The sequence below is a fragment of the Escherichia sp. E4702 genome (genome assembly GCF_963883545.1).
GTDB lineage: Bacteria > Pseudomonadota > Gammaproteobacteria > Enterobacterales > Enterobacteriaceae > Escherichia.
The window spans coordinates 89,965-115,224 of sequence record NZ_CAWORF010000039.1 but is presented as its reverse complement, the minus strand read 5'-3'; the positions used below and the strand labels follow the sequence as shown (position 1 = coordinate 115,224).

General features: G+C 43.9%; 20 protein-coding genes. 10 read left to right on the top strand and 10 right to left on the bottom strand.

The window, feature by feature from the left end; genetic code table 11:
- The first annotated feature begins 11 nt into the window (after positions 1-11).
- The 8 genes from AACU94_RS23775 to AACU94_RS23740 all read left to right on the top strand — a co-directional run bounded on the left by AACU94_RS23775 (position 12) and on the right by AACU94_RS23740 (position 10,857).
- The gene (locus tag AACU94_RS23775) at positions 12-737 is read left to right on the top strand and encodes a fimbrial biogenesis chaperone (protein WP_135488368.1); all 726 of its coding nucleotides are present in this window, start codon (positions 12-14) and stop codon (positions 735-737) included.
- A complete protein-coding gene (locus AACU94_RS23770) occupies positions 718-1,452 on the top strand; it encodes a fimbrial biogenesis chaperone (RefSeq protein ID WP_135488367.1) in 735 nt (244 codons plus the stop codon). Before AACU94_RS23775 ends, AACU94_RS23770 begins: the two co-directional genes overlap by 20 nt.
- A gap of 12 nt (positions 1,453-1,464) precedes the next feature.
- Positions 1,465-2,193: a fimbrial biogenesis chaperone gene (locus tag AACU94_RS23765; protein ID WP_135488366.1), complete on the top strand. Its 729-nt coding sequence runs from the start codon at positions 1,465-1,467 to the stop codon at positions 2,191-2,193.
- 11 nt (positions 2,194-2,204) lie between these two features.
- Positions 2,205-2,819: a hypothetical protein gene (locus tag AACU94_RS23760; protein WP_135488365.1), complete on the top strand. Its 615-nt coding sequence runs from the start codon at positions 2,205-2,207 to the stop codon at positions 2,817-2,819.
- 2 nt (positions 2,820-2,821) lie between these two features.
- A complete protein-coding gene (locus AACU94_RS23755) occupies positions 2,822-5,425 on the top strand; it encodes a fimbria/pilus outer membrane usher protein (RefSeq protein ID WP_135488364.1) in 2,604 nt (867 codons plus the stop codon).
- A 4-nt stretch (positions 5,426-5,429) separates the two neighbouring features.
- A complete protein-coding gene (locus AACU94_RS23750; protein WP_135488363.1) occupies positions 5,430-6,353 on the top strand; it encodes a hypothetical protein in 924 nt (307 codons plus the stop codon).
- 323 nt (positions 6,354-6,676) lie between these two features.
- Positions 6,677-9,055 (top strand): hypothetical protein, encoded by a 2,379-nt coding sequence (locus AACU94_RS23745; RefSeq protein WP_135488362.1) that lies wholly within the window; start codon positions 6,677-6,679, stop codon positions 9,053-9,055.
- A 23-nt stretch (positions 9,056-9,078) separates the two neighbouring features.
- Positions 9,079-10,857, top strand: a complete 1,779-nt coding sequence (locus AACU94_RS23740; protein ID WP_135488361.1) for a hypothetical protein — start codon at positions 9,079-9,081, stop codon at positions 10,855-10,857.
- 333 nt (positions 10,858-11,190) lie between these two features.
- Here the strand turns inward: AACU94_RS23740 and AACU94_RS23735 are convergent, their stop codons facing one another.
- Together AACU94_RS23735 and AACU94_RS23730 are read right to left on the bottom strand one after the other, a co-directional pair.
- A complete protein-coding gene (locus AACU94_RS23735; RefSeq protein ID WP_135488360.1) occupies positions 11,191-11,904 on the bottom strand; it encodes a ZirU family protein in 714 nt (237 codons plus the stop codon).
- Between the two features lie 75 nt (positions 11,905-11,979).
- A complete protein-coding gene (locus AACU94_RS23730) occupies positions 11,980-14,268 on the bottom strand; it encodes an inverse autotransporter beta domain-containing protein (RefSeq protein ID WP_135488359.1) in 2,289 nt (762 codons plus the stop codon).
- A gap of 1,334 nt (positions 14,269-15,602) precedes the next feature.
- On the opposite strand from AACU94_RS23730, the gene AACU94_RS23725 reads away from it, so the two are divergent.
- Positions 15,603-16,949, top strand: a complete 1,347-nt coding sequence (locus AACU94_RS23725; protein WP_135488358.1) for a hypothetical protein — start codon at positions 15,603-15,605, stop codon at positions 16,947-16,949.
- 472 nt (positions 16,950-17,421) lie between these two features.
- A complete protein-coding gene (locus AACU94_RS23720; RefSeq protein ID WP_135488357.1) occupies positions 17,422-17,955 on the top strand; it encodes a winged helix-turn-helix domain-containing protein in 534 nt (177 codons plus the stop codon).
- Between the two features lie 68 nt (positions 17,956-18,023).
- Here AACU94_RS23720 and AACU94_RS23715 read toward each other — a convergent pair whose 3' ends face one another.
- The 8 genes from AACU94_RS23715 to fliE form a co-directional block, all read right to left on the bottom strand.
- Entirely contained in the window at positions 18,024-18,440 is a 417-nt protein-coding gene (locus AACU94_RS23715) for a flagellar protein FlhE (RefSeq protein ID WP_135488356.1), read from the bottom strand.
- Positions 18,440-20,536, bottom strand: a complete 2,097-nt coding sequence (flhA, locus tag AACU94_RS23710) for a flagellar biosynthesis protein FlhA (RefSeq protein WP_135488355.1) — start codon at positions 20,534-20,536, stop codon at positions 18,440-18,442. The genes AACU94_RS23715 and flhA overlap by 1 nt, the downstream gene beginning before the upstream one ends.
- Entirely contained in the window at positions 20,529-21,677 is a 1,149-nt protein-coding gene (gene flhB, locus AACU94_RS23705; protein WP_135488354.1) for a flagellar biosynthesis protein FlhB, read from the bottom strand. Before flhB ends, flhA begins: the two co-directional genes overlap by 8 nt.
- A gap of 72 nt (positions 21,678-21,749) precedes the next feature.
- Positions 21,750-22,391, bottom strand: coding sequence for a protein phosphatase CheZ (gene cheZ / locus AACU94_RS23700; RefSeq protein ID WP_130224516.1), 642 nt, complete (start codon positions 22,389-22,391; stop codon positions 21,750-21,752).
- A gap of 2 nt (positions 22,392-22,393) precedes the next feature.
- On the bottom strand, positions 22,394-22,783 hold the full coding sequence (gene cheY, locus AACU94_RS23695; protein WP_130209609.1) for a chemotaxis response regulator CheY: 390 nt from the start codon (positions 22,781-22,783) through the stop codon (positions 22,394-22,396).
- Positions 22,784-22,821: 38 nt separating this feature from the next.
- The gene (locus AACU94_RS23690; RefSeq protein ID WP_135488353.1) at positions 22,822-23,859 is read right to left on the bottom strand and encodes a protein-glutamate methylesterase/protein-glutamine glutaminase; all 1,038 of its coding nucleotides are present in this window, start codon (positions 23,857-23,859) and stop codon (positions 22,822-22,824) included.
- A gap of 3 nt (positions 23,860-23,862) precedes the next feature.
- Complete coding sequence (locus AACU94_RS23685) at positions 23,863-24,702, bottom strand: CheR family methyltransferase (protein ID WP_135488352.1); 840 nt, start codon at positions 24,700-24,702, stop codon at positions 23,863-23,865.
- 186 nt (positions 24,703-24,888) lie between these two features.
- On the bottom strand, positions 24,889-25,224 hold the full coding sequence (fliE, locus tag AACU94_RS23680; protein ID WP_135488351.1) for a flagellar hook-basal body complex protein FliE: 336 nt from the start codon (positions 25,222-25,224) through the stop codon (positions 24,889-24,891).
- Positions 25,225-25,260 lie beyond the last annotated feature (36 nt).

The window sequence follows — 25,260 nt, the reverse complement described above, 5'->3', positions numbered from 1 at the left end:
AAGAGGCTAAAGTGTTTAATTTTTTGCAAAGGTATTTATTATTGTTTTTGTTCCTGTTGCCATCTGCATGGGCAGATGGTATTGGGATTAATGCGCTAAGAATAATTTATCCAGCAGAAAAGAAGTCCGTTTCAGTAAGCTTGAGAAATAATACTGACAGTACCTGGTTGATGCAGAGTTATATTACTAGAGTGAGTGCTGGCAAACCAGACGGGCAGTATTTTAAGGTACTTCCTGGAATTGAAAAAATTTCCCCAAGAAATGCCGCAGCGATCAGGGTTATTGCGACAGAGGAAACTGATAAACTTCCTGGCGATAAAGAATCAGTATTCTACTTTATTTCTCGAGGCATTGTCGCATCAAACCCATTAGAAGTAGAAATCTCTACGAAAACTCAGGCTGGAATTATATTTTCCTTATCCTCACAAATAAAAATGTTTTACCGCCCAGCTGGATTAACGGAAGAGGGGGCTGATCAAGCAGCCAAAGAAATCGTATTTAATCGAACTGCTGCGGGCGTCAAAATCATGAATAATAGTCCGTATTACGTTTCGCTTCATGACCTTTTTTTTGATCACAATAGTATAGCGACTCTTGGTCTGAAAAATATGGGGATGATCTCCCCCTTTGAGTCTATAGAGTTGACTTCCACAAAAATAGCGAATAGCAGACAGGTGTCATGGGTGACTCTTAACGATCTTGGTATGGCAGAAATGCATGAGCGAAAAATTCATTAATATGCGCGCCTTTTACTTTTTGTTAATTATCTTATGGTTACCTGTGATAAGTCATGCTGATGGGTTAAGTGTTGATCATACCAGAGTTATTATGAGCTCTGCATTGCACAGCACAGAGATAGTAATTAGCAATACCAGTAAATATACATGGCTTGTGCAGAGTAGAATTGTTAATTCTCCTGGCAGTGCAGAGAAACTAACGCCATCGGCAAATTTTTACATTTTACCGCCAATTTTCAAATTACCATCAGGTCAGTCGCAAACAGTACGGATAATTCGTCGACAGCCTGTAGAACAACATAATCAAGAAACATTACAGTATATTGTTTTCAAGAGTATACCGGCAATTGATAAAACGTTTTTTGAACTGAACAAGGTCAAACAGCAGCTATCGGTATCACTGAGTTTGATTATTAAGCTTCTTTCACGTCCCGCTGACATTAATGTATCGTGGGAGAAGTCTGTTTCATTATTATCATTTACGAAAAATGTTCATGCATTGACGATCAGCAATGCCAGTCCTTACTTTCTGACGCTTAGCAGAGTTTTTGTCAATGGAACAGAAATAGCATTAGAAGGAAAACAGAGAATGATTACCCCTTTTAGTAAAACTATTCTCGATAAGGTAATAACATCGCCAGGGGATGAAATAAAATGGACTATCGTCAACGATCAGGGCGGCGAAACCAGGATGATGACTTGCAATTTATTATAACGAAGGATATCTATGCCCTTTTTGCGCCAGATAGTTATGTTTCTGTTAATAGTAATAACAAACAAAGGGCTGTGTGATGAGGGTTCGCAGGGTATTTTCATTAATAAAACAAAACTGGTCTTCTCTTCACATTTAAATAAAGTTGTTCTCAGGATGGTTAACAATACTGCCGAACATTATTTATTACAGGCAGTAATTCAAAATTACGATCCTAAAACGGGGATGGCAGTTAATGATAATCAAGTCACACCCTTTATGGTTTCGCCTCCACTTCACGAACTACGTGCCGGTGATAATATTTTTTTGTCTTTACTTGTCGTGCCATCACGCGCAACGCTCTTACCATCAGATAGAGAGAGTTTATACTATTTGACGCTAAGGTTAATACCATCTGAAATTAAAGTGTACAACTCAGTTAAATTACATTTAGTCACTGCCTATAACATCAGGGTCTACTGGCGCCCGATGCTTGAACCAATTAATGGAAAAGAAATTTACTTCTCTTGCAATAATGGTGAGTTGAATATTTTCAATCGCTCAGGTTATTACAGAGAAGTGACACAGCTATTTATTGATAAGTTTAAGATCAAAAAGTCAATACTTATTAGACCCGTACCACCTTATGGCAAATTGGGAATAAATACTTCTGTTCAACATTGCTCATCAGGTATGCATCAGGTTTCATGGCGTTTTCGTGATGATTCTGGTGTGCCATCTGATTTATATCAAATGGATTTTTAGCGAGTCATGGTATGAATGTTTTGATAAGAAAATTTTGTGGCATTCTGTTGTTTGTTGTCTCTGTTTTTTCGCAGGCAACTCTGGCATCTACTCCTTTGCAGGAATACGCATATTTAAATTTTCATGCAGTTGTTGAAGCCACAACATGCGATATCTCTTTGGATAAAACGGAGGTTGAAACGTCGATAAACAAATCGATACTGACTGCTGTAGGTCCTAATAATGTTTATCCACTTGAGATTCTTGAACTAACGTTGAATAACTGCACAGGCCTTATTGATGCGGGAAAGAATGTGATGGTTGGTTTTAGTGGGCAGGAGGCCGATACCGATTATACTTTCCGTGCAGCAGATTCGAAAAATGTTAAGCTATCCGCTGTTTTTAATTTTACCGATCAATTAACGGTACCCAACATTGCACATTGCAGTCAGGCTAATGTAATTAATTATAATAATCTTACTGCAAATTTACTTCCCTGGCCTGTAAAGCCTGCGCCTTCAGGTGAACTCCACTCATTGAATAATAGTAAGGCAAAACTATTCACAGGTATTTGTATTCCTCTTGATGGTGATTCAGGAAATGGTCAATTTCACGCTGCATTAGATATCACATTATTCTTCATCTAATCATGAATCATAAGAAAATTATTGATCAGCTCTTATTCAGAGTCGAAATAAACCTTCTCAGATTATCATTAATATTAATGATTGTTGGGCCTTTTCTTTTCCAGAAATCGAGCCATGCTGAAGATTATTTCGATCCTGACCTGCTGATGACCGACCAGCAGGGAAGCACAGAAAAAATAGATCTTAGTCAGTTTGAAAAGGAATCATCACTTGCTGAAGGAACATATCTTGTTGATGTTATTGTTAATACTGTATGGATATCCTCAGAAATGGTTAAGTTTAAAGTATCTCCTCACGGAGGAAAACTGACCGCACAGTTAAACCGCGAACAACTTAGCCGTTGGGGAGTTAATACTAATAGTAACGATGCCCTTGCAGGTTTAAAAAACGGTGAATATGTTGATGATTTGTCACGTGTTATTCCCGGCGCAACGATTCGTTTTGAACAGCAGAAACTAAAACTTAATGTTGAGATTCCACAAATAGTAATGAAACCATCCGTATCTTCTCAGCTTCCTGCAGTCGACAAATGGGATGACGGCATACCCGCTCTGATGTTTAATTATATGTTCAGTGGTATGCAAAGTGATGCTGATTTATCCAACAGACATGCAAGAATGCGTTCACTTTTTCTTTCATCGCAAGGCGGTGCAAACTGGGGGCCATGGCGGTTACGCAGTTCCATTACATGGTCGCAACAGGCAAATTCACCGATATTCTCTAACCGATATATTGCGAGAGATCTAAAAAAAATAAAGAGTGAACTTACTCTGGGTGAAACATGGACACAAAATGACATACTGGACAGTATTAATTTTACAGGTCTTAAGTTGAAATCCAGTGATGGCATGAAACCTGACAATCTACGTGGTTTTGCTCCTGTTATTTCTGGTATTGCCAGCTCGCGTGCGCAGGTTAGTATCTATCAGAATCATAATCTCATCTATCAGACATCCGTTGCCGCTGGAGATTTCCGCTTAACAGATATTCCACAGACAATGAATAGCGGTGAGTTGACGGTAATTGTCAGAGAAGCGAATGGTAATACTCAGCAGTGGGTCCAGCCCTATACCGGACTCCCCATCATGCAGCGAAATGGCCATGCTGAATATGAGTTTGAGATAGGGAAGGCAATATTTAACTCTTATCATAAGGATGTTCAACCTACATTTGGCCAGGGAACTCTTATTTATGGTTTACCTGCAAACACCACTGGCTATGGCGGCTTTTTGCTTTCTCGAAAATATATAGCCATGACGGCAGGTGCTGGCGTTTCACTGGGAGAGTTGGGTGCTGTATCGATTGATAATACCTGGTCGCATGCAAGCCAGCCTCAGAGTTCTACGATATCGGGTAATGCATGGCGACTTAAGTACTCAAAAAATCTTCTTACTACGGGTACAACGATTGATATCTATGATTTTCGTTATGCGTCTCGTGGTTATATATCCTTTATGGATAGTCAGACTTTACCTGTTATGAGCTCTTTAATGGGTCGCCCGGTTTTAGGTGCATTATACAGAAACAGTAGACGTCACCGAAATTCACAACAAATTATTTTGCGACAAAATTTTGGTCACTGGGGAAATATGAATCTTAGCGCAATTCATGAGGATTACTGGAATTCAAGCGAAACTGATAACCGTTTTAGTTTTGGATATGGATTGTCTGTTAGTGCAGTTTCTATGTCGATTAACGTTTCCGTTAATAAAAATCAGCTCACCATGCCAGGGCAGAAAAAGAATTGTGAGGTTTCTTTTAATCTTTCAGTACCGCTTGATACCTTCTCATCCAATTCAAATTCCCGTTATGGTGATCTCAGTTACCAGGCAATTCGCGACTCTCGTGGGGATTTCAGTCAAATGGCCAGCCTTTCCGGAATGTTAAATGACAACTGGAATTATGAGTTTGGACAGTCATCGTCACAAGGCCAGTATGCGATGACAATGTTAAACATGGGATATGACGGAAGTACGGGTAATGCGCAATTTGCCTATGACTGGAGTCATCATCAGAAGACGGCGAGCGCCAGTGCTACTGGCGGCGTTGTCATCCATCCCTGGGGAGTGACGCTTGCACCTGTCTTAGGGGAAAGTATTGCTCTGATCCGCGCCCCCGGCGCTTCCGGGGTTCATATCGTTAATACTCACGAAAATACCGATTGGCGAGGTTATGCCGTGGTTCCCTCACTCACAAATTATCGTTATAACGCGATTAATCTCGATCCTGATGGTCTTGATAGCCATGTTATGTTAACGGAAACCGGAAGACGAGTTGTACCGACAAAAGGGGCTGTTGTTGTTGCAGAATATCCCGTACGCACCGGAAGGCAGGCCATTATAACGTTGCATTATCAGCGAGGTGTTGTTCCGTTTGGTGCGATGGTAAGTTTAGCGACGGATCATAATAAAGGGAATGCGGGGATTGTCGGCGAAAATGGTGAAGTTTACTTATCCGGATTAACTGATGAAGGAGACTTAAAGGTTATATGGGGTAATGAAATAAATAAACAGTGCAGTACCTCTTTCAAGCTCCCGCATGATTCCGGGCGTTATTTAGATGAATTAACCCTGACTTGTCATCAACACCCTCTTTCCTCGAGATAAACTTATGTTCAGATTTATGCTTCTGCTGTTCCTTATAGTCTGTTCTTGTTCCCATGCATCATCATTCTTAGCAAAATCTGTCTCTGATGGAAGTCAGGCACAATGCGAAATTACTGGTATAAGTCATACCCAAGGTGCTACTTCTCCTGCTGAACTTGGTGTTCTCTGTAGTTACCACACACAAAATAATCGAATATTTGCCCTGACTCTGGGGTGGTCTGCTCCTGGTGCTGTTTCTGTGAACTGTAATGGATCCCAGAATGTGCAATCTTCACCATTGGGAACAGTGATTAACACTACGTCCCCCCCTGCAGAACAGGATGTGAGCGCTCTATACTCTTCGGGATATCTGTTTAATGTGGGGGCTGGGCAAGCTGTATGTCAGATATCTTTTAATAATTCCAGCCTAATGTTAAAACCCGGGTTATACATTGCTGGATTATTCAGTAATTTTAAAAACCAGCCAGATGTATGGGAATTGCCTGGTTATGTCGCAATCAATTATAAGACCGTACCAGCAGAGACTGGTTCTGTTTTCTGTTATCTTATTACTCCTCCAGACACCACTGATATGGGGATTATAAAACCAAATAGTGAGTCGAAACAGGTGAGCATTAATATTGGGGTTAGTTGTTCTGGGGCAGCCACCAGTACGAAGGAAGCTGTACTGGGCTATTCTGTGCGATTTAGTCAATTCAATTGTTCTACTGATTGTTCGTTACTGGGTGAATATGATTCTTATCCTGGTGGTGTTGCTGATCCCGGCGATGACCCGCAAACCGGTTTTACTATGAGTGATGTTATGTGGTTTAAAAAGGGACAGACTGAGAATACAAAAAACTACACTACGCGATGGAAAATCAAGGATAACAGCGGAAATCCCAGAGATATTACTGCTAAAGCATATGTGGGGATATATTATTATTAGGCTTTAGTTAATTTTATATCACCACCATTTTCAAGATTAAATGCATAGCATTATGCATAGCACGGCTGATACTATATTTTATATCATTATACATCCATTGTTTCAATCCAAGACACATCCCCCTTTTCAGCTCTATGTCTAACCAGTTTATATGGATGTGATTTTTATTATATTTTGATAATTAATTTAAATGATAGTCTGTAATAATTATTGCTGTTAATTATGACTGTTTTATGATTTTTTATTTGTTTTGATTTTTATTAGCCTTATTGAATCTAATCAGAGAGTAAATGTTCAAGGTTTTGATATGACTTCAACAGTATATGAAAAAAAAAACTACGTATGATGGGTTAACAGTCACATTAAGCATGCGTAAAGGTAATTACGATGGAGATGTTTACATCCGGAATAGTAGCTGGGAATACCTGGGGGACTTTGAAAAATATCATATTTATTATATTTTGAAGGTAAGTGACAGATATGGTAATCCTGTCTCTGGGAAACGAATTACAGTGAATGTCAACACCATTGCATTTCCTACTACCAGTGATTATAAAGATTATGAACCCGTAATGTGTTACTCAGGGGATTTAAAGAGAGATAATCCAATAGTTAGTGCCTGGACTGATGTAAACCTTGATAGCAATGGTGAATATCTCGCTGGGTTACTCCCCTCTCTGATAGAAAAGGGGGCAGGCCAATTCAAAAAGGATGCCGGTGGGCCGCTTATTTACGCAGTCGTTGAATTAATTTTTCTTGTTAATGATGTTGATGTTCGAGCTGTTATTAATATTAATAACAAATTTGACCAGTTACATATGGGGATGTTGGAATCATATCCAGTGGTTACTAATTCTACAGGTGACTACAGAGATATTACTGATACAGTAATCTATTATCCATCAGTTTTTGATTTTGCGCAGCCTCCGTCACGAAAACAAGTGTATTTTGGTTTTCGTGAGGATGCGGTTTACCTGCCTATGGAATCTGATCTCGTCGGGGTTTCAATAGATAAAAATAATCTAGCTCAAATACCATTTACTGAGAAAGAGATTAATAATAGAGCCGTGTGGGCTTACGGTGTTAATAGATCAGGTTGGCTATCCTCCCCGTTGCGTTGTCGCGAAGCTAATTCGCAGTTCAAACCCGTAATCATCGTCAGTCCTGAAAACAACAGCAATATTTTTCCGGGGCAGACGGTTTATGCCACTTTCCAGTATGCACTGAAAACCGGTGAAGTTTTTTCCGGAACGGAATGTCCATTTAAATTAAACCGGGGGGCATTTTATCCTCCTGATATTTCCTGGTGGCAGGACGGGAATACCTTATATGGCGGCTGCTTACTGACTGTGGATGACAGCCTGAAGAAAGGTGATCGGTTGTCGTGGACGGTTTCCTGCTGCCTTGATAATACAGGAGTTCCGGTTGCCTCTGAAACCGTGACTTGGAATGTGGCCTGGGATGCCGATATCGATGTTGACGTCACTTTTGCCGCCGATATACCCGCGTTAATTGATTACAGTAATGACAGTACGCGACCGTTATCCTCACGTCCCACCATGACCTGGCGGCTGACCGTACCGGGACTGAGAAACACCCAGGCCTGTTTTTATCCCCTCGTGACCCGCATTACCGAAGACGCCATCATCAGCGACGAGTCGTTCAGTGAATTTGTCCCCTGTGTGGTGGACAGAATCAGTGGTGATTATTTTTACGTCATGCTGGACGACCTGGGGAGCGCTGTCATTAATGTGCAGCCCCGGGAAAACCGCACGCTGCTTACCGCGTTCAGCGCCGGGATTTACGGTGTAGGGACGATGATTAACACCGCGAACTTTTTTATCAACAGTGCCTGGGAAACCGCGAGTGTTCCTGCTGTCAGCGTGACGGAAGGACAGAACCCTCAGGCGCGCCCCGGTGACGACAGTTATGCTCTGGCAACATTTCCGCTGCTTTCTAACTGGGAGGCGGTGAAGGCGCACGATCTGCTGGGTGGCGCAGTCTATCTGTTTGCCGGAAAAGAGATACAGAAAAAGAACCACTACACCCCGTTGATGTTACTGGAAAAAACGCAGATCCCGCTTAAAGCCGATGGTGGCGCGCCCGATATCGCCCTGTATTTTACCGAATCTAATTTTGAGGCCGGAAAGACCTATTACATCCACGCCTGTCTTGTTGAAAACGCTTATCTGCACAAGGGGGTGAATTATCTCCGTCTGCAGGACATCAGGTTCGATATTCCGCAGGATCAGCCTGCCGTGCCGGAAGGGGTGAAGCGGACGTACCGGGCGCCGGAATTTGTCTGTAAAGACGGCGCGGTGATTGATGAAGATGACGTCCTGCTCGGGCGCAATGAAATCGGTTATCAGGGGCTGGAATACCGCATTCCGTTATCTGGCGGGCAAAAACACCTGGTGGCGGGCGACCAGATAATGGCCACAGCATATCTGCACACGTGGAATAAACAGACGCAGGAAATGGAAAACAGTAATCCGCCGTTGAAATTAAATCAGCTCTACACAGTGACAGAGGCTGATATCAACCGGGGCTATCTGACGGATATTATTTCCGCAGATGATCTGGCGGGCTGTGATATGCCGCCGCAGGGCGTGGATCAGAGCACGCTGAGAGTGGAATACTTCTGCCAGAATAAACAGGAATACTCTTATCTGCGTGAAGTATTTATTGATATAACAATGTAATTAATAAAGTTAAAGGTGATGTCATGTTAAATATGCGTAAAATTAAAGCTGTAGAGAAGTTTAAATCTGAACAACATCTCAGAGATGTTCATCCGGTGAGTTCTCATGTTAACGCCCTCACTCCAGGGGCATTAACATGCAGCTTCCCTTCCCAGAAAGGGATAGTGCGAGGGCAGACTGTTTATCTGGAATTTTATTATAAATACCAGAATGCGGAAATTGCCATGGATCCTAACGCAATAAAAATGGATGTGACGAGCAAAAATATTTCTCCAGAACTACAAGGTGAGGGGGAATTTACGGATACTGATGGCAATAAAGTGTATATGTACAAGTATTCGTTCAAGGTAACTAACAAGGTTGCTCCGGGCGATAAAGCGATCGACTTGACATTGACTGTACAAGCCCTGGGAGCAGCTACGCCAGTAACATGTAACTGCCAATATTATGTGTTGGAGTCAAATACTGATTTCGATGATGAGGTTACCATCTCTTTCGATAACTCTCAGGTTATTGATTTGAATGCCCCGGAAACTCTTAATGATAGTTATTCAAATCTGTCTGGCGTCACCTATCTTACTGGTACGGTAACATTTAAACGTAATTTGACGAAATATCCTGGTGATGAAAATCACCAGGATATCCAACTGTATTTGCGACCTGCGAATATGCTCCAGGCGGTATGCGAGGACGTGTTTTTTATGATGTCTGATACTAATCAGGGGGGCGCTAAATTATATCCTGATATGCAATATAATTATGTTAATCATTTAACTACGAGTAATATTGATGGCTTTGTCATTAATCTTGAAAATGATCCTGTATCGAAAACTGGTGTAGCAAAGTTCCGTATTTACCCCTGTGCTAAAGATGCTGGTTTCCTGGTGATAACCGTCAGTTCTGGTTCATCAGATACTGATACTTCTGACTCTAATGGGCTGTTTATTGAAGGTATTGCACCAGAGTATATGGGGTATTCTATGTACTTTGAAAATACTGAGGGCGATGTTCTCGAAGAAGGTCAACAGACAGTGAATATGCATTTCAAATCTCTGGAGGATGCGGAATCTGAGCCAAATTATGGCGGCTTTATAAATGATACTGTTCTTGTATTTAACGATCCAACTTATGTTGACCTTATGGGAACACAAGTTATGGGTACTCAAGCCTTTTTGGGACGTTACGAGGTTCCTTCACAACCGCAGAAAACGATTTATCCCTTTGAATTTGATACTACAGAGTTAATGGTGCAGGATAACGTAAATAAAGCCAAAAACAGGATTTCATACATTGTTGCTGAACGTAGCGGCAACGTAGGGATTTCTGAACATAAAAGACTTATTGTCACGCAGGCAACTCCAGTGACGCCGCCGAAAAAAGGGACGTTAAAATCACCAACCTTTATTGATGTTAGTGGCACGGAAATGGTATCAGGAAGGATAATTAATAAGCATCGTATTGGCAACGGCCTGCCTGGCGAGCATATGTACTATCGGATCCCGGTTACTGGAAACCTTACTGCGGGAGATGTTATTAATTCTAAAATTGAGTTATCGTATTACGATGATGATAATTATGTTTATTCAAATTTACCTGGTCGGTTACTTCATTCCTACGAAATTACGCCAGCAGATGTTACGCTAGGTTACCTACGGGTTGAGGTTATGTATGAAGATCTTTGTAATTGCAACAGTGATCCTTTAGGCCAAGTCAGTAGCAATTTAATTATCTGGTATGAGACTGAGGGGAGTATTAAAACTGTGTCTTCTACGCTAATTCTTTATATCGATACAGTAATGTAAGTCCAAAATGGATACCAGTAATAATGCTGGTACCCATATTTATATTTTATTGCAATAGTGTTTTGGTATTAATATGTCAAAGTATAAATTATTAATCATTGGTGGCATATTATCCTCATTGGCAGGGTGTGCTTATGTTGTGCATCCACACTGGGATAAATGTGGTAATTCAGCGTGTACAGTACAAGCGATAAATGTAGCAAAATAACAGTTATGATGAATCATAAGGCAGTCTATTCATTATTATTTTACACTCCATAGGGAAATAGCCTAAGTTTGTCAGAAAACCACCAATACCGAGTGGTATGGTGGTTTTCTGGCTTTACAAGGGAATTAAGGATTAGATACAACTACCTGAACTTTTCGTTTCTGAGTCTCTTTAGTTACTTTCCAGGTACTGTTTGTTGCCCCTGCTATATCAATATATTTACCGCTATTAACTGGGTCCTCTTCCTGCCACTGGTAGTTCAATACGCCGCACGCTTTTGTACAGGTTGGTGTTGCTGTCAGAGTGTCATTAACGACTGGCGCGCCAGAAGCTCCGGTACCACCGCTTATCGCAACGCTATTAACGTCGTCACTTCCAGAAATTTGCAGACCACCTGCGGTTCCGTTTCCCATAGCCTGAACAGGTTTTCCCTGGAATGGTTCAGTAATATTTTTGTCAGTTTGTGGAGTAACAAAGAGCGTTATCGTCTGGCCTAAATCATTTTCCTGAATGGTATAAGTTTCAGTTGTTGCCACTTCCGTAGAGCCAATCTTCCAGCTATAGAGCCGAGGCGTCGTTGTATCGGGTTTATCTCCATCAACATCGGCAAATGCAAAGTCATGAGCGGGATCGATTTTTACGACATCGCCGTGGTCAAGAATACCATTTGCATTTTTATCCTCAAAAGTAATATCACCTGCAGTCAGGGTTGGCTCATGACCTGTAATGGGTACTGTTGCGGAAGAGGTGATTATTGCTGCGACGGCATTAACACTCATACTGAGTAAAAAGCCCATTGTAATGCTGGCGGCAGTCTTTTTTTTCAAGCTTAGTTTCATATTCTCTTGTCTTATCATTTAATAACAAACACCCAATAAAGATATGGGGTAACGACTTTCTGATTCAGGAGTAAGTCATTTGCTAATTTGTACCCGTACTTTTCGTTTTTGATCTGCGGCGGAAGGAATATATGTCATCGTCGTGGCACCAGATATATCGACATAATGATTACTACCTACCTGATCCTCTCTCTGCCATTGGTAAGTCAACGAGTTGCAGTCCGTACTACAAGGCATTGTTATTGACAGCGTATTTCCCACTACAGGCGCACCAGTAACCGTTGCGACAGGAGCCGCTATAAGGTTAAAGATAAGGCGTTTGCCTGTATCCTTGCCATTAATGTTGACCCCAACAGGTAACTTCGGGTTTTCCAAAAGACCACTAAATGTTGTGGTGTAATGTCCAGGGCTGCTTTCCTGAACGGTATCGAAGGAATATTTCGATGTATCTACAGTACTGTCAGCAATAAAGAATGTTATGCGTTCTTTTTCGTTGCTAATTGGCTGGCCCTTGCTGTCTTGCAAGGTAAGGGTCAGAGTCGACTTGTCAGTGCCTCCGACAGAAAACGTTGTCTTATCAGCAGTAAGCGTACTTTGCTCAAGTGCGGCTGATGTATCCGTAAAAATGATGTCAGCGGAGGCCAGCGTTGTATCTTCCAGACTCGCAGTAATAGTAAATTTTCCTGCGCTTTCACCGGCAGTTACCGTTGTTGTGTAAATGCCATTACCAGACTCTGTGAGTTTTCCCAGTTGCGGCAAAACCGGAGCCTGAGGCTTTAATGTGGCGGTTCCTTTCGCCAAAGTCATACTGTCTACCAGCGAGTTGATTGGTGTAAATGCACCATTGAGGACTATCTGATCTACTTTACCGCTTATCGGTTTTTTCTCATCATCAAGTAGAGTAATTGTCAACGTGGTTTGTGTTTTTGTATCTGCCAGCAGATGCGAAACGGCGATGCTAAGGTTGGAATATTTCTTACTTATTATCGGTGGTGTCAGAACCACCTGCATTTCGGTGGGTTGCGATGCATTACCACGGGTATCATGTGCAATCGCAGAGATTCCCCAGGCATTGATTTCGTCATCTTTCCATTCCGGCAACACCATCTGCCAGTGGATTCCCTGACCGACCAACTTACCGCCAGCGGCTAAAAATGAGGCGTCATCCCATTCAACATCTTGCAAACCATGTTTCGCCTTCACCTCAAGTAATAATGGAATGACCTGTTTTGATTTTCCTGTTACTCGTTCAGGGATATGTAATTTGATAACGTTCTGTTTCCGATACTCAAGAACGATGTCGTTATTACGATTAACAAGATCATAGCGACTGCCATTCAGAGTACGGATGCCTTCTACCGCATCGGTATTTAATTGCTGGCGAAGCGGGGTGCCAATGCGCCAGTTCACATCCGCTTTTAGCTGAGTGTCATGTTTCCCACTCTCGCCAGTGCGATGCTCCGCGCTTAATGTCAGCAACGGAAATGGTGTGAAATTCACGCCGACAGTCAGAGCTCGGGGGTTTTTCTGCCGGTTTTCTTTGCCAAACAGCGCGACTTCCCGACCGAAATACTGCTCATACGTTAGCCTGGTACCCAGTTGCGGGAGAGCGGGAAGATATCCTTCCAGACGTAAATCCCAACCATTGGCAGGCCGCTCTTCATAATCTTCAACATCCGGGGATGCTTTCCATCCGGTTAGCCCGATGTAGCCATTGGCAGAAAATTTAACAAAATTACGCCAGTATTCGGCGCCAATCCCCGCCCGGGCATGATCACCAGATAAATCGTAATCGATAAAGGTATTGAGGCCATACATCGTTTGCTGGTTGAAGTGGCGATAACCAATGCCCTGATTCACAATACCGCGTCCGTCCACACGGTGGACGCCGCTTTGAGAAAACAGCAGATTGTTAGGTACGTCGTACCACGGATGAAGCAATATAAAAGAAGAGTCTTTTAGCAATAAGTTATCGTCGGCGTTGATTTCTATTTGTGCTGTTCCGTAATGTTGCAGCCATTCAGCGGCGCTTTGATTTGCCTTACCCAGTACAAAGCCTTTGGCCATCGCTTTTGCCATGTCGCTATTGGTATGGCCAGAAAGCAAATCTCCAGTCTGAGAAGCGAAAGCGGCTAACTGAGTTAGTTCAGCATTTTCTTGTTGTTTTTCATCACTATTTTCAGCGTCTGAATCCACTCGAGAACTGTCTCGTTGTGTCTCGTAAGGCGTGCTTTTTTGATCTGCGAGCGAAGCGATATCGTCTCCGGCAATCGCCGGAAACATGACCTGGCAAATCGAGGTGAGCACGACCGTTAGACTTTTAATAACAAAACTGGGGTTTATAATTTTGTTGGTGTTGTACATATTCTCGAGGTCAGTCGTTTTAAGTTAATAAATGATTTTGGTTTGGGGATTAGGGATAATAGAATAGATATATTTATTATTTTATAGGCGAAACTCATTAAGTTAAATCCTGAATAAATGCTATGAATAGAAGGTTATTCTTGCATTGATGTAACTTTTTGTTAAAGGGACGTTAGTTCTGTAATTAGTACAGTGGTGTATTTTGGGTGTTGTATAACTTAAAGATTCATCCGGGAGTTATAAATCAGTATGCGCGTGCAGATTCAGTTGAAGGAGGAGATAATATGATGTGTTATTTTTTTTAGAGAGAAGAAAAATAATGCTCGCAAGGGTTTTTTATAACGATGACCAAAAAGCGAATATTCTCTGATAACAGAATGTTTGGTTAAAATCCTATTAAATCACCTGCTATATCACCATTTATCCTGTGCGACAGGGAAAGCTAACCTATGGATTAACGCCAACACGTTTTGGATATGTCAGCACTTTCTGGCTTATCTAAATCTTCTTTGGGCCGATATTTTATTAAACAACCTATGTAATCTGTGAGGTGATGCTATGAACGATCATGAAGCACTAGAGAATATGATGAAAGAGATTCAGCAAATCGTCTCGTTTCATGCCGGAGCCGAAACGAGAGTCCAGACCAGAGTGACTATCAGGAGCAACGACGATAAGCACATTTTAATAAATATAGATGAAATTTCAGACATAGACATTCACTTTAAAAGACCTGCTATGAAATAGAGCTACATCACATTTTGTTCGTCAAAATGTCTGGTTTGCATATCATACGCTTTCTCGCGATGGAACAGACATAATTGCGATAATGCTTCATGTGGTACATTTTTAGCTTTTATGTCTGAAGTTAATATATTTGTAGGTTGTGTTTTATGTTTTCTTCTGGCAATCAATCCAGGAATGCTGATATATCCTTTTTATAATGAGTTGTTTTATCAACATAATTTTCATTGGCTTGATAAATATCCTGGTTGTTAGATTTGTTATTATCTCCTTTTTATTCTTCAACTTCTATTGTTTCTGTCGTAAAACGAATGGTTTCTTACGCCAGGGCAATTAAACGAATTTGCTGTTATTGATAATCCCTAAACAGGGAGTAGCATTTCTTTATGTGCTCATATCGCAGAATTAGCTTTATTCTCACCTGTTGTACAATACGATAACTTATTTTGTGCCTGACCTGGCTTTGTAAAGTATCAAGAGAAGTTAAGTAATCACCTGGGATTATCCGAAACTACTCTGCTACAAGAGATGTGGACAGTAATGTTCATACACCTTTTCTACGTTGATGTAGTGCAATGAAAAGATTATCGATGATTATTAATACACGGCAAATATTGGCACTGTCGGTGCTTGCCGCGGTTGCCCTGACAACCTCAATATCCGTTTATGCGGCAACAGTACAAGCGCAAACACTGGCGATTATTACTGGACATAAACCCGTGTCTACACCTGTGCTTACCTTGGGGGATACATTAACGTTGGATCCCAAATTCAGCGATCCCGATGGGGATACTGAAGATAATTCACCGTCAGGAACGACGTATCAGTGGCAGGTGGAAACGACCCCCGGGCAGTGGGAGGATATTCCAGGACAGACTACGACTCAATACACACCTTTTTCAACAAATAAAGGCCACGTACTACGCGCGCAAGTCATAGCGCGGACAGACAGTAATAATACCATTCCCTTTGAGGGCGATGAGGTTGCCTCCGCGTCTGTTGATACCTACAGCGTAATCAGCAGTACAAAGTCATCATTGCCAGATTGTGTTGGGCTGGCCGATACAGATATTAAATGCAGCGTGACGTTGATCAATAGCCTCGGCGAACCTGTCAGTGGTGCGATTATTGATATTCAGCCGGGATATTCTGCAAAAACAGTGCCGGGGACCACAGACAGTAGCGGTCAAACGACCGTTATTGTACACCCGGATAAAGTCGTTGATGCTGCGGAGGATAAAGACGCAGAATCTGTGATAACCGTGAATAATGTTGAGGTCTTACCCAGGATAAAAGTCAAGGTTACACCGATAGTCGACCTGTACGATAAAGTGAATAATACAGCAAGAGACTGGAGCGGGCTTATTGCACATGGTGCTTATTTGCCGATTAACAGTACCGTGGGTTTTGCAAGCGCAAATGGGAAAAAACTGGATAGTCATCGCTGGAAAGTTGAAGGAGTAACTCCCGTAGGCGAACAAAAAATCATATTAGATGCAACAAATACGGAAATTCAGGTTACTAATAAACCCGGTGTCGGTATGGAAGGTTTAATGAAATTTACTGATACCATGACGGGTATTGTACAAACGTCTCAATCATTTCATTTTGTGAGTTATATTAAATTTTCTAATGTAAATGTATCACCCTATGGCGGTATTGAAAATGTCTGTAAATCTTCAGCAGCAGCAATAGCAGCAGGTTCTCACGACGGCCTGGCAAGAAATGCTTTTTTAAATTGGGATTATAATGGGTTACATGAAGGGGCCCTTTGGGCAGGGATTTTCTATGAGGTTAATACGCTCGATGGTGCTTATGGTTACCCAACTGGTTCCGGTAAGTATTCATTTGTTAATAAAATTAACGGAAAATATGCAGAATCCACATTTATACGAACAGCTAGTGTGCCTTCGCCAACTGATGTTTTATGTCGTTAATATTAATCGTTCTATTTTGAGTGGCCGCTTATGCGGTCATTTCTTTCAATAAGTTTGTCAGTATAAAATCAACATTCCGGTTAATACTAAACCGTAACCGTGTTACAGTCTCTTCTTTTTCCTCTCATGTATTTCATCATTTGCTGTAGCGAGGCCAGACTGCAGACTGCCGTATCTCTTTGAATCCATAATTCACATCTTAAATTGCAATATCCTGCTACATGAAAAACAAATAATCGTTTTAAAACAATCAATTACATCTTAATCTGGCGATTTAAAATAATATCACATCAAAATTGGATAATTCTGTCATAAAGTTTAGTGATGCAAGTGAGGTGTGACAACGTTCACTAACCGGAACACAAAGAATTATCGATCACTATTTCAGCCCGGTTGTGAAAGCGTAGAACAGTGCTAACAGTGGGGATGATGTCCCTACCATAATGATTCACATAAGGGAGCTATGGTGAATATGATTAATACACAAGAACGTCATACCACTTTTCAGTTTGGTGATTTCTCTTTTACAGATGATGGTTTTTTGTGTTGCGGAGCGGAGGAAGTCTATCTGCCGCCTAAAGAAGCTGGCGTGCTTAAGGTTTTATTAGCGAATGCAAAACGTGTAGTCAGTAAACATAAAATTATTAATGATGTCTGGTCTTCTGCGGTGAGTGACGAGTCCCTGACCAGAAGCATTTATCGTATTCGTAATGCTCTTGGTCAGAACAAAGAAAATATCTTTATTGAAACCGTTTACGGCAAAGGATACAGATTCGTCATAGACGTTAACGCTACAGTATCTGATACCACTAAAAATAGCGAATATTATGCATCCTGCCGTGCTGTACAGTTAATGGAAGAAAAACGCACGTTAGCCGGTTATGAATTTGCGGCGTCAGACGCTGTCTATTACGCAGCGTCGAAAACAAAACGCAACTGCAACCAATGTGATTTTCTGAAAGAGTTAATCTCTGCGCTTAATAATGATTTTCCGCTGAGAGGATAATGTGGCTATGCATACCCATCGATGTGTTTGACGGTGGATTATTGCCACGAAAATTTACATCCCCGCCCTCATGATTGTGAGCCGTAGCCAATTGTTAATTGGTTTTTCACCACCGTCATGGCTGGTATTAACTGCCCTTTATAGCGCACGTTGTAAATAAAGTGAAAAACGCCTCCCGCCGATAAATGGCGGGCAGGTGCTAAATGACCGGCGAGAGCAGGCAGAGGTTGACACCAGGTCGTACTGCATAAATTTATCTCCAGTCCCTGCGGCGCTGGAGTGAGTAGGTTTATTTTCCACGTAATATATTTCACGGGCGCGTTATGCGGTACGGTAATGGGGGCGTGAAGAACACGCCCAACCAGTAATTCTTCCCCAGTCGTCAGCGTGCCGCCGCTGCTCTGTTGGCTCCAGCTTCCTGCGGAAGCCAGGCACAATGATGAATGGAGCGTCAGCAACAGAAGTGCTGTCTTAATGGCTTTCATTATTTTTGTCCGCCGATACAGGTCGACATATGTAAAATTCGGTCGTGTGCAATCTCCTGCGTGGACAGCACCACCAACTGCGAGTAAATCCGGCGCAGAAAACGGGAAAGCATGGTTCTGAGCGGCGGCGCGACAAGCAGTACCGGCGGAATATTACGCGCGTTTTGCTCAAGGATTGCCTGTTCTGTCTGGCGGATCAGGTTGTCGGCAATACCCGGTTCAATAATGCTGTTATTCTGGATTGCCTGCAGGAGAATCTTCTCAAGGTTGCTGTCGAGGCCAATCACGTCGATATCTTTATTATTACGGAACCAATGTTGGGTAATTGCCCGACCGAGGCGGCTACGGATTTGAGCGGTTAAATCATCAGGATCGGTGATTGTCGGCGCAAATTCAGCCATCGTATCGATAATAGTGCGCATATCACGGATAGAAACTTGTTCCACCAGGAGATTTTGCAGCACTTTATGGAACAGCGTTAAAGAGATTACGCCTGGGATCAAGCCATCTACCAGTCGTGGCATATCTTTTTCAAGGCGATCGAGCAGCAGTTGGGCTTCATTGCGGCCAAACAGTTCGCCAGTGTGCTGGGTAATCAGATGGTTCAGATGCGTTGCCACCACGGAGGCCGGGTCAACCACGGTATAACCCTGCACCTGAGCTTGCTCACGCTGCACTTCATCAATCCACCATGCCGGGAAACCAAATGCCGGATCTTTACACGGCGTACCGTCCAGCTCTCCTTCGGCGCAGCCAGGGTTAATCGCCATCCAGCGTTCAGGATGAATCGTGCCATGACCAATTTCCACGCCTTTCAGCAGGATCCGGTAACTGCCTGGTTCGAGACTCAGGTTGTCACAGATGTGCACCGACGGCGGGAGAAAACCCATTTCATGCGCAAAGTTTTTACGCAGGCCACGGATACGCGTCAGTAGCTGACCGTTTTGATCGCTATCAACCAGCGGAATTAAACGGTAGCCCACTTCCAGCCCCAGTACGTCTTCAATCTGTACGTCTGCCCAGGAGGCTTCGGCTGTAGCGTGAGCGGCTTCAGCGTGGATTTCGTCACGCGTTTTATCTTCTTTGCTGGCCGACTGGTTATTCTCCTGACGACCGCGTAACCACCAGGCTAACCCCAGCAGTGCAGCGGTAAAGAGCAGAAATACCAGATTAGGCATACCCGGGATCAACCCAAGCAGACCGATTACGCCAGCCGCCAGCAGCATCACCTGAGGATTGTGGAACAACTGCCCCACCATTTGCTCCCCGACATCCTGTTCGGTCGCTACGCGCGTCACAATAACACCGGCAGCGGTGGAGATTATCAGGGCAGGGATCTGGGAAACCAGACCGTCGCCGATGGTTAACAGGGTATACGTTTCACCGGCTTGTCCGATCGCCATGCCGTGTTGCAGAACACCGATAGCGAGGCCGCCGATGATGTTAATGGCCATAATCATCAGGCCCGCGATGGCATCGCCGCGCACGAACTTACTGGCACCGTCCATTGAGCCGTAAAAGTCGGATTCCTGGGTCACTTCGTTACGACGGCGCTTGGCTTCGGCTTCACCGATCAGACCGGCGTTAAGGTCGGCGTCAATGGCCATCTGCTTACCAGGCATCCCGTCGAGAACGAAGCGAGCGCCCACTTCGGCAATACGTCCGGCACCTTTGGTAATAACCATAAAGTTAATGATGATCAGAATCGCAAACACCACGATGCCGATAGCAAAGTTACCGCCTACCAGAAAATGACCAAACGCTTCCACGACGCGACCCGCCGCCGCAGCGCCGGTGTGGCCTTCCATCAGGATGATACGCGTCGAGGCAATGTTCAGCGCCAGTCGAAGCAGGGTGGCAAACAGGAGGACCGTCGGGAATGCCGAGAACTCCAGCGTGTTTTTGGTGAACATGGATACGAGCAGGATCATCAATGAAAGGACGATATTGAACGTAAACAGGGTGTCCAGAAGAAACGCCGGGAGCGGCAGGACCATCATGGCGAGGATCATCATGATCAGCACCGGGCCGGCCAGTATTCGCCACTGGGTATCTTTCAACTGTGGTAAACGTAATTTAGTGGCGATATCAGACATCGGTATTCATCTCGTAGTTAAAATCCAGTTTTTCCGGTACAGGAAGGTTCCGGGGGGGGACGGGTTTGGTTTCGCCGGTGTGGCGCCAGCGACGCAGGCTGTAGACCCACGCGAGCACTTCTGCCACCGCGCTATAAAGTTCTGTCGGGATCGGTCTGCCAATCTCGCTGTGTCGGTAAAGCGCACGCGCCAGCGGTGGCGCTTCCAGCATCGGGATCTTATGTTCTTTCCCCAGCTCTCTGATGCGCAGCGCGACTTCCCCTGCGCCTTTGGCCAGCACGATGGGTGCGCTCATACTGTTTTCTTTGTATGACAGGGCGACGGAGTAGTGCGTTGGGTTATTGACAATCACATCAGCTTCAGGCACATCGGACATCATGCGGTTTCTGGCGATAGCGCGCTGCATCTGCTTGATTCTGTTCTTGATGTGCGGATCGCCTTCCTGCTGCTTAAATTCATCGCGTATTTCCTGGCGGGTCATACGCAGCTTTTTCAGGTTGCTGAAGATCTGGTTAAAAATGTCATAGCCAACCATCGGGATAATGCACAGTAGTACCATCATCAGGCAGTGCAGAATCAGGTCCATCGCGCGGCCAATCGCTTCAGGCAGTGGAGCACTCACTAACTGGATGAAATGCTCTTTATTATTAATAAGATACAAAGTGCAGCCTGTTCCTACTAAAGTAACTTTCAGACATCCTTTTAATAATTCAGCGACCATTTGTCCTGAAACCATCCGTTTCATTCCTGAAAGTGGATTTAAGCGTTTTAAATCTACTTTCAGGCCACCGCCCAGGTGAAGCCCACCAATCAGTAATGGCGCGGCAATCCCCACGACAAACAGCCCAAGCAGAAAGGGCATCAATGCCTGAATCATCATTACCAGCATGTCGTAAAGCTGGTGAATCATACTTAACGGGTCCTCAATTTGATTTCTGTTGAGGGTTAACCCGGAATGCAATAACTGTAATAACGTGCGGGCAAGGTTTTCTCCGCTACCCGTCATCAGCGACCAGCCTGCTAGCAGGATCAGCAGAGAGGTGAGTTCTCTGGAACGAGGAATCTGCCCTTTTTTCCGAGCTTCTTCTTTTCGGTGAGCTGTGGGTTCTTCTGTTTTTTCCTGATCGCTTTCTTCTGACATACGCCTGCCTGGATTTATTTCCTCTGATAGCCATTAAAGCCCTGGTTATCAGAGGAAATGACATTACATAGATTAAAAGCCGAGACTCTGGAGAAGGTCATCAACCTGGCCCTGGGATGTCATCACACCTGCCTGGGTGTTATCGATTTGCGGACCATTGATTAATGAATTAGCGACTTCTTTCGTCGGTACAGTCTCTTCAGGAATGTTCTCTACGAGAACCCGGATCAACTCTTTTTCAACAACTTCAATAATGGTCATCATGCGCTGGATAACCTGACCGGTCAGATCCTGAAAGTCCTGCGCCATCATGATTTCCATGAGTTGATTATTAGTTTTGCCCGCCAGACTGGTCGCCTGTTTCAGGTAATGTCGGGTATCCTTTACCAACTCACGCGCTTCAGGCAGTTCAACAGGCGCATCAAACCAGGCATCCCAGCGTTGCGTTAACTGCTCAGCTTCGCTGGTGATATAGTCCTGCATTGGTCTTGTTTCTTCTACACAGCTCAGAACACGCTCCGCAGCCTGCGATGTTTTCTTTGCCACATAATTCAGGCGTTCGCGGGCATCAGGGATCGCTTCAGCCGCATCCATGATGGTTCGCTCAAGGCCAAGACTGACCAGACTATCCCTTAGCATCCGTGTGATATTACCAATACGGGTAAAGACGTCTGGATCGTGATTCTTTGGTGGCAGTTGCGCAGACGCGGTCATGATTATCCCCCGAGCTTCTCAAAGATTTTGTTCAGCTTTTCTTCAAGAGTGGCTGCGGTAAAAGGTTTAACCACATAACCGCTGGCGCCGGCCTGCGCTGCCGCGATAATGTTTTCTTTCTTCGCTTCTGCGGTAACCATCAGCACAGGCAGCGCTTTAAGCGCGCTATCCTGGCGAATTTCATTCAATAGCTGCAAACCGTCCATGTTCGGCATGTTCCAGTCACTAATGACAAAATCGAATGGTTCTTTTTTCAGACGTGTCAGTGCGTCATGACCATCTTCCGCTTCGTCAACATTGTTGAAGCCGAGATCTTTAAGGAGATTGCGGACAATGCGACGCATGGTGGCAAAGTCATCAACAACGAGGAAACGTAAATTCTTATCTGTCATGGTATATCCTGAAATGTTTCTAAGTACGAAACAGGCTGTTAAATACGGCGAGACTGCCCGGTTATGTTATTGAGAATTTGTTGGCTCATTTCATCCAGGTCGGCGACTTCTGTTACTGCCTCTAATGCCAGTGCTTCACGGGGCATACCGAATACCACACATGAGCGTTCGCTCTGGGCGAGGGTTCGGGCGCCTGCGTTACGCATCGCCAGCAGGCCTTTCGCACCATCGTTACCCATCCCGGTCAGGATCACCCCGACGGCATTTCGTCCTGCGACGCGGGCAACGGATTCAAACAGCGTATCTACTGACGGACGATGGCGGTTAACAGGCGGTGTGTCGCTAAGTTTGATATGGTAGTTAGCCCCGCTACGTACCAACTCCATATGTCTGCCACCTGGTGCAATATAAGCATGACCCGGCAGCACGCGGTCATCATGCTCTGCTTCCTTTACTGACAGCAGACAGGACTTATCCAGACGTTGGGCAAAAGAACGGGTAAAACCTGGCGGCATATGTTGTGCAATGACGATCCCCGGACATGTCGGAGGCATTGGCAACAGGACATGGCTTAATGCTTCCGTACCACCGGTCGATGCGCCAATGGCAATAATTTTTTCACTGCCAATAAGCGGTGCGCGAATTACTGGGGGAACCGTTCTTTTCTGGAAACTCCGCACGCTCGCCGCGATACGAATTTTGTCAGCGATCATATCGCTGTATTTTTCCATACCTTCCTGAAGGCCTTGCTGAGGTTTAGTAATAAAATCTACCGCTCCCAGTTCCAGCGCGGCGAGGGTGATATCTGATCCTTTGCTGGTCAGTGATGAAAGCATTAATACCGGCATTGGACGCAGACGCATTAAGCGCTCAAGAAAATCCAGACCATCCATGCGTGGCATTTCAACATCCAGCGTCAGCACATCCGGGTTATGTTGTTTAATCAAATCACGGGCCATGATGGGGTCATGCGCCGTGGCGACCATTTCCATATCCGGTTGTTGATTAACAATTCGCGTCATGATGTTGCGGATTAACGCCGAATCGTCCACGCACAACACTTTTATCTTTTTCATTTGTTACTCCTTTGCCAGGCAGTAAACAGATTGCCCGCGCAGGCGGAAATGACTATTTGTGGTATTAAAATGTTCTGAATGGCCAGCAAACAGTATTCCACCTGGTTTCAGTATTTCTGCAAAACGGCGCATAAGAATATTCTGTGTATTCCTGTCAAAATAAATCATTACGTTGCGACAAAAAATAGCATCAAAAGGTGCAGGAATATCCCACTGCGGATCCACGAGATTAAGCTGTTGGTAATGAATCGAAGACAACAGCTCTCTTTTTACTTTTACTTTATCCCCGTGATTTCCGGTTCCCCGTAAAAACCAGTCTTTTTTCTGTTTTTCATTCAGACTAGCTAAATCGGATAATTGATAAATTCCTTTTTTGGCATGACGCAGAACATCGGTATCAATATCGGTTGCCAGTATACGAGGCCCCGTAATACTACGACCCAACGTTTCTTCCAGCGTCATTGCAATTGACAGCGGCTCTTCGCCGGTGGATGCCGCAGCGCACCAGACGTTATACATACCGCGTCGACTCCGCGCATGTTCTGCAAGAATAGGGAAATGGTACGCTTCACGAAAAAAAGAGGTCAGGTTAGTGGTCAGCGAGTTGACAAATGCCTGCCATTCCGGCGCCTCTGAACTGCTTTCAAGCAGCGCCATATACTCGCTGAAACTGTTCATCCCTAGCTGAGTGATTCGGCGGGATAAACGATTATAAACCATATCTTTCTTTTGGCCATTCAGGACAATACCTGCCCTACGGTAAATTAACTCGCTGACGCGTGTTAAATCCTTATCCGTGAGAGTGTTCAGACCTTGCGCGGGGAATTCAGTGTGATTAGCCATATTGCGGAATTTTATTTCTCAGTGTTTCCGCCTTTAGCGGGGAATTGAAAGTTATTTTCAACATGCGCTCAGGATTTCAATGCATATCACCCGATCATAAACACCGCCAGGCGGTGATCAGGTGATACGGGAAAACAGAAAATAACAATCAGGATTAACGGAGTGACTAAACCGAAAAATCGACAATCAGACACCCATATTCATGATGTCCTGATACGCGCTAACCATTTTATTGCGTACCTGAACACCAAGGTTAAGTGCTACAGATGACTTCTGCATCGAAACCATAACATCATTTAAGCCAACCCCCGGCACGCCTGCCAGATAGTCTTCAGAGCCTTGTTTGGCCTGATTCTGGAGCTGGCTGATATTATTGAGGCTGTTAAATAACACATCAGAAAATTGTGTTTTATTTTCTGTGTCATTTGTTCCTGTCGGAGCAAACTGATTCTGCATTGCAGAAACCTGGCCTGCCTGACGCTGAATCTGATTTACTACCCCATTGATTGTATTTAGGGACATATCGTTATTTCACCTTACTGACGCTTAACAACAGAT

Bases quoted from the DNA above. Each gene is read 5' to 3' on its own strand.
- AACU94_RS23760 (WP_135488365.1), top strand. From the start codon at position 2,205: ATGAATGTTTTGATAAGAAAATTTTGTGGCATTCTGTTGTTTGTTGTC.
- AACU94_RS23755 (WP_135488364.1), top strand. From the start codon at position 2,822: ATGAATCATAAGAAAATTATTGATCAGCTCTTATTCAGAGTCGAAATA.
- flhA (WP_135488355.1), bottom strand. From the start codon at position 20,536: ATGTCTGATATCGCCACTAAATTACGTTTACCACAGTTGAAAGATACC.
- AACU94_RS23770 (WP_135488367.1), top strand. From the start codon at position 718: ATGAGCGAAAAATTCATTAATATGCGCGCCTTTTACTTTTTGTTAATT.
- AACU94_RS23725 (WP_135488358.1), top strand. From the start codon at position 15,603: ATGATTATTAATACACGGCAAATATTGGCACTGTCGGTGCTTGCCGCG.
- cheY (WP_130209609.1), bottom strand. From the start codon at position 22,783: ATGACAGATAAGAATTTACGTTTCCTCGTTGTTGATGACTTTGCCACC.
- flhB (WP_135488354.1), bottom strand. From the start codon at position 21,677: ATGTCAGAAGAAAGCGATCAGGAAAAAACAGAAGAACCCACAGCTCAC.
- cheZ (WP_130224516.1), bottom strand. From the start codon at position 22,391: ATGACCGCGTCTGCGCAACTGCCACCAAAGAATCACGATCCAGACGTC.
- AACU94_RS23715 (WP_135488356.1), bottom strand. From the start codon at position 18,440: ATGAAAGCCATTAAGACAGCACTTCTGTTGCTGACGCTCCATTCATCA.
- AACU94_RS23720 (WP_135488357.1), top strand. From the start codon at position 17,422: ATGATTAATACACAAGAACGTCATACCACTTTTCAGTTTGGTGATTTC.
- AACU94_RS23745 (WP_135488362.1), top strand. From the start codon at position 6,677: ATGAAAAAAAAAACTACGTATGATGGGTTAACAGTCACATTAAGCATG.
- AACU94_RS23740 (WP_135488361.1), top strand. From the start codon at position 9,079: ATGTTAAATATGCGTAAAATTAAAGCTGTAGAGAAGTTTAAATCTGAA.
- AACU94_RS23685 (WP_135488352.1), bottom strand. From the start codon at position 24,702: ATGGCTAATCACACTGAATTCCCCGCGCAAGGTCTGAACACTCTCACG.
- AACU94_RS23690 (WP_135488353.1), bottom strand. From the start codon at position 23,859: ATGAAAAAGATAAAAGTGTTGTGCGTGGACGATTCGGCGTTAATCCGC.
- AACU94_RS23750 (WP_135488363.1), top strand. From the start codon at position 5,430: ATGTTCAGATTTATGCTTCTGCTGTTCCTTATAGTCTGTTCTTGTTCC.
- AACU94_RS23735 (WP_135488360.1), bottom strand. From the start codon at position 11,904: ATGAAACTAAGCTTGAAAAAAAAGACTGCCGCCAGCATTACAATGGGC.
- fliE (WP_135488351.1), bottom strand. From the start codon at position 25,224: ATGTCCCTAAATACAATCAATGGGGTAGTAAATCAGATTCAGCGTCAG.
- AACU94_RS23730 (WP_135488359.1), bottom strand. From the start codon at position 14,268: ATGTACAACACCAACAAAATTATAAACCCCAGTTTTGTTATTAAAAGT.
- AACU94_RS23765 (WP_135488366.1), top strand. From the start codon at position 1,465: ATGCCCTTTTTGCGCCAGATAGTTATGTTTCTGTTAATAGTAATAACA.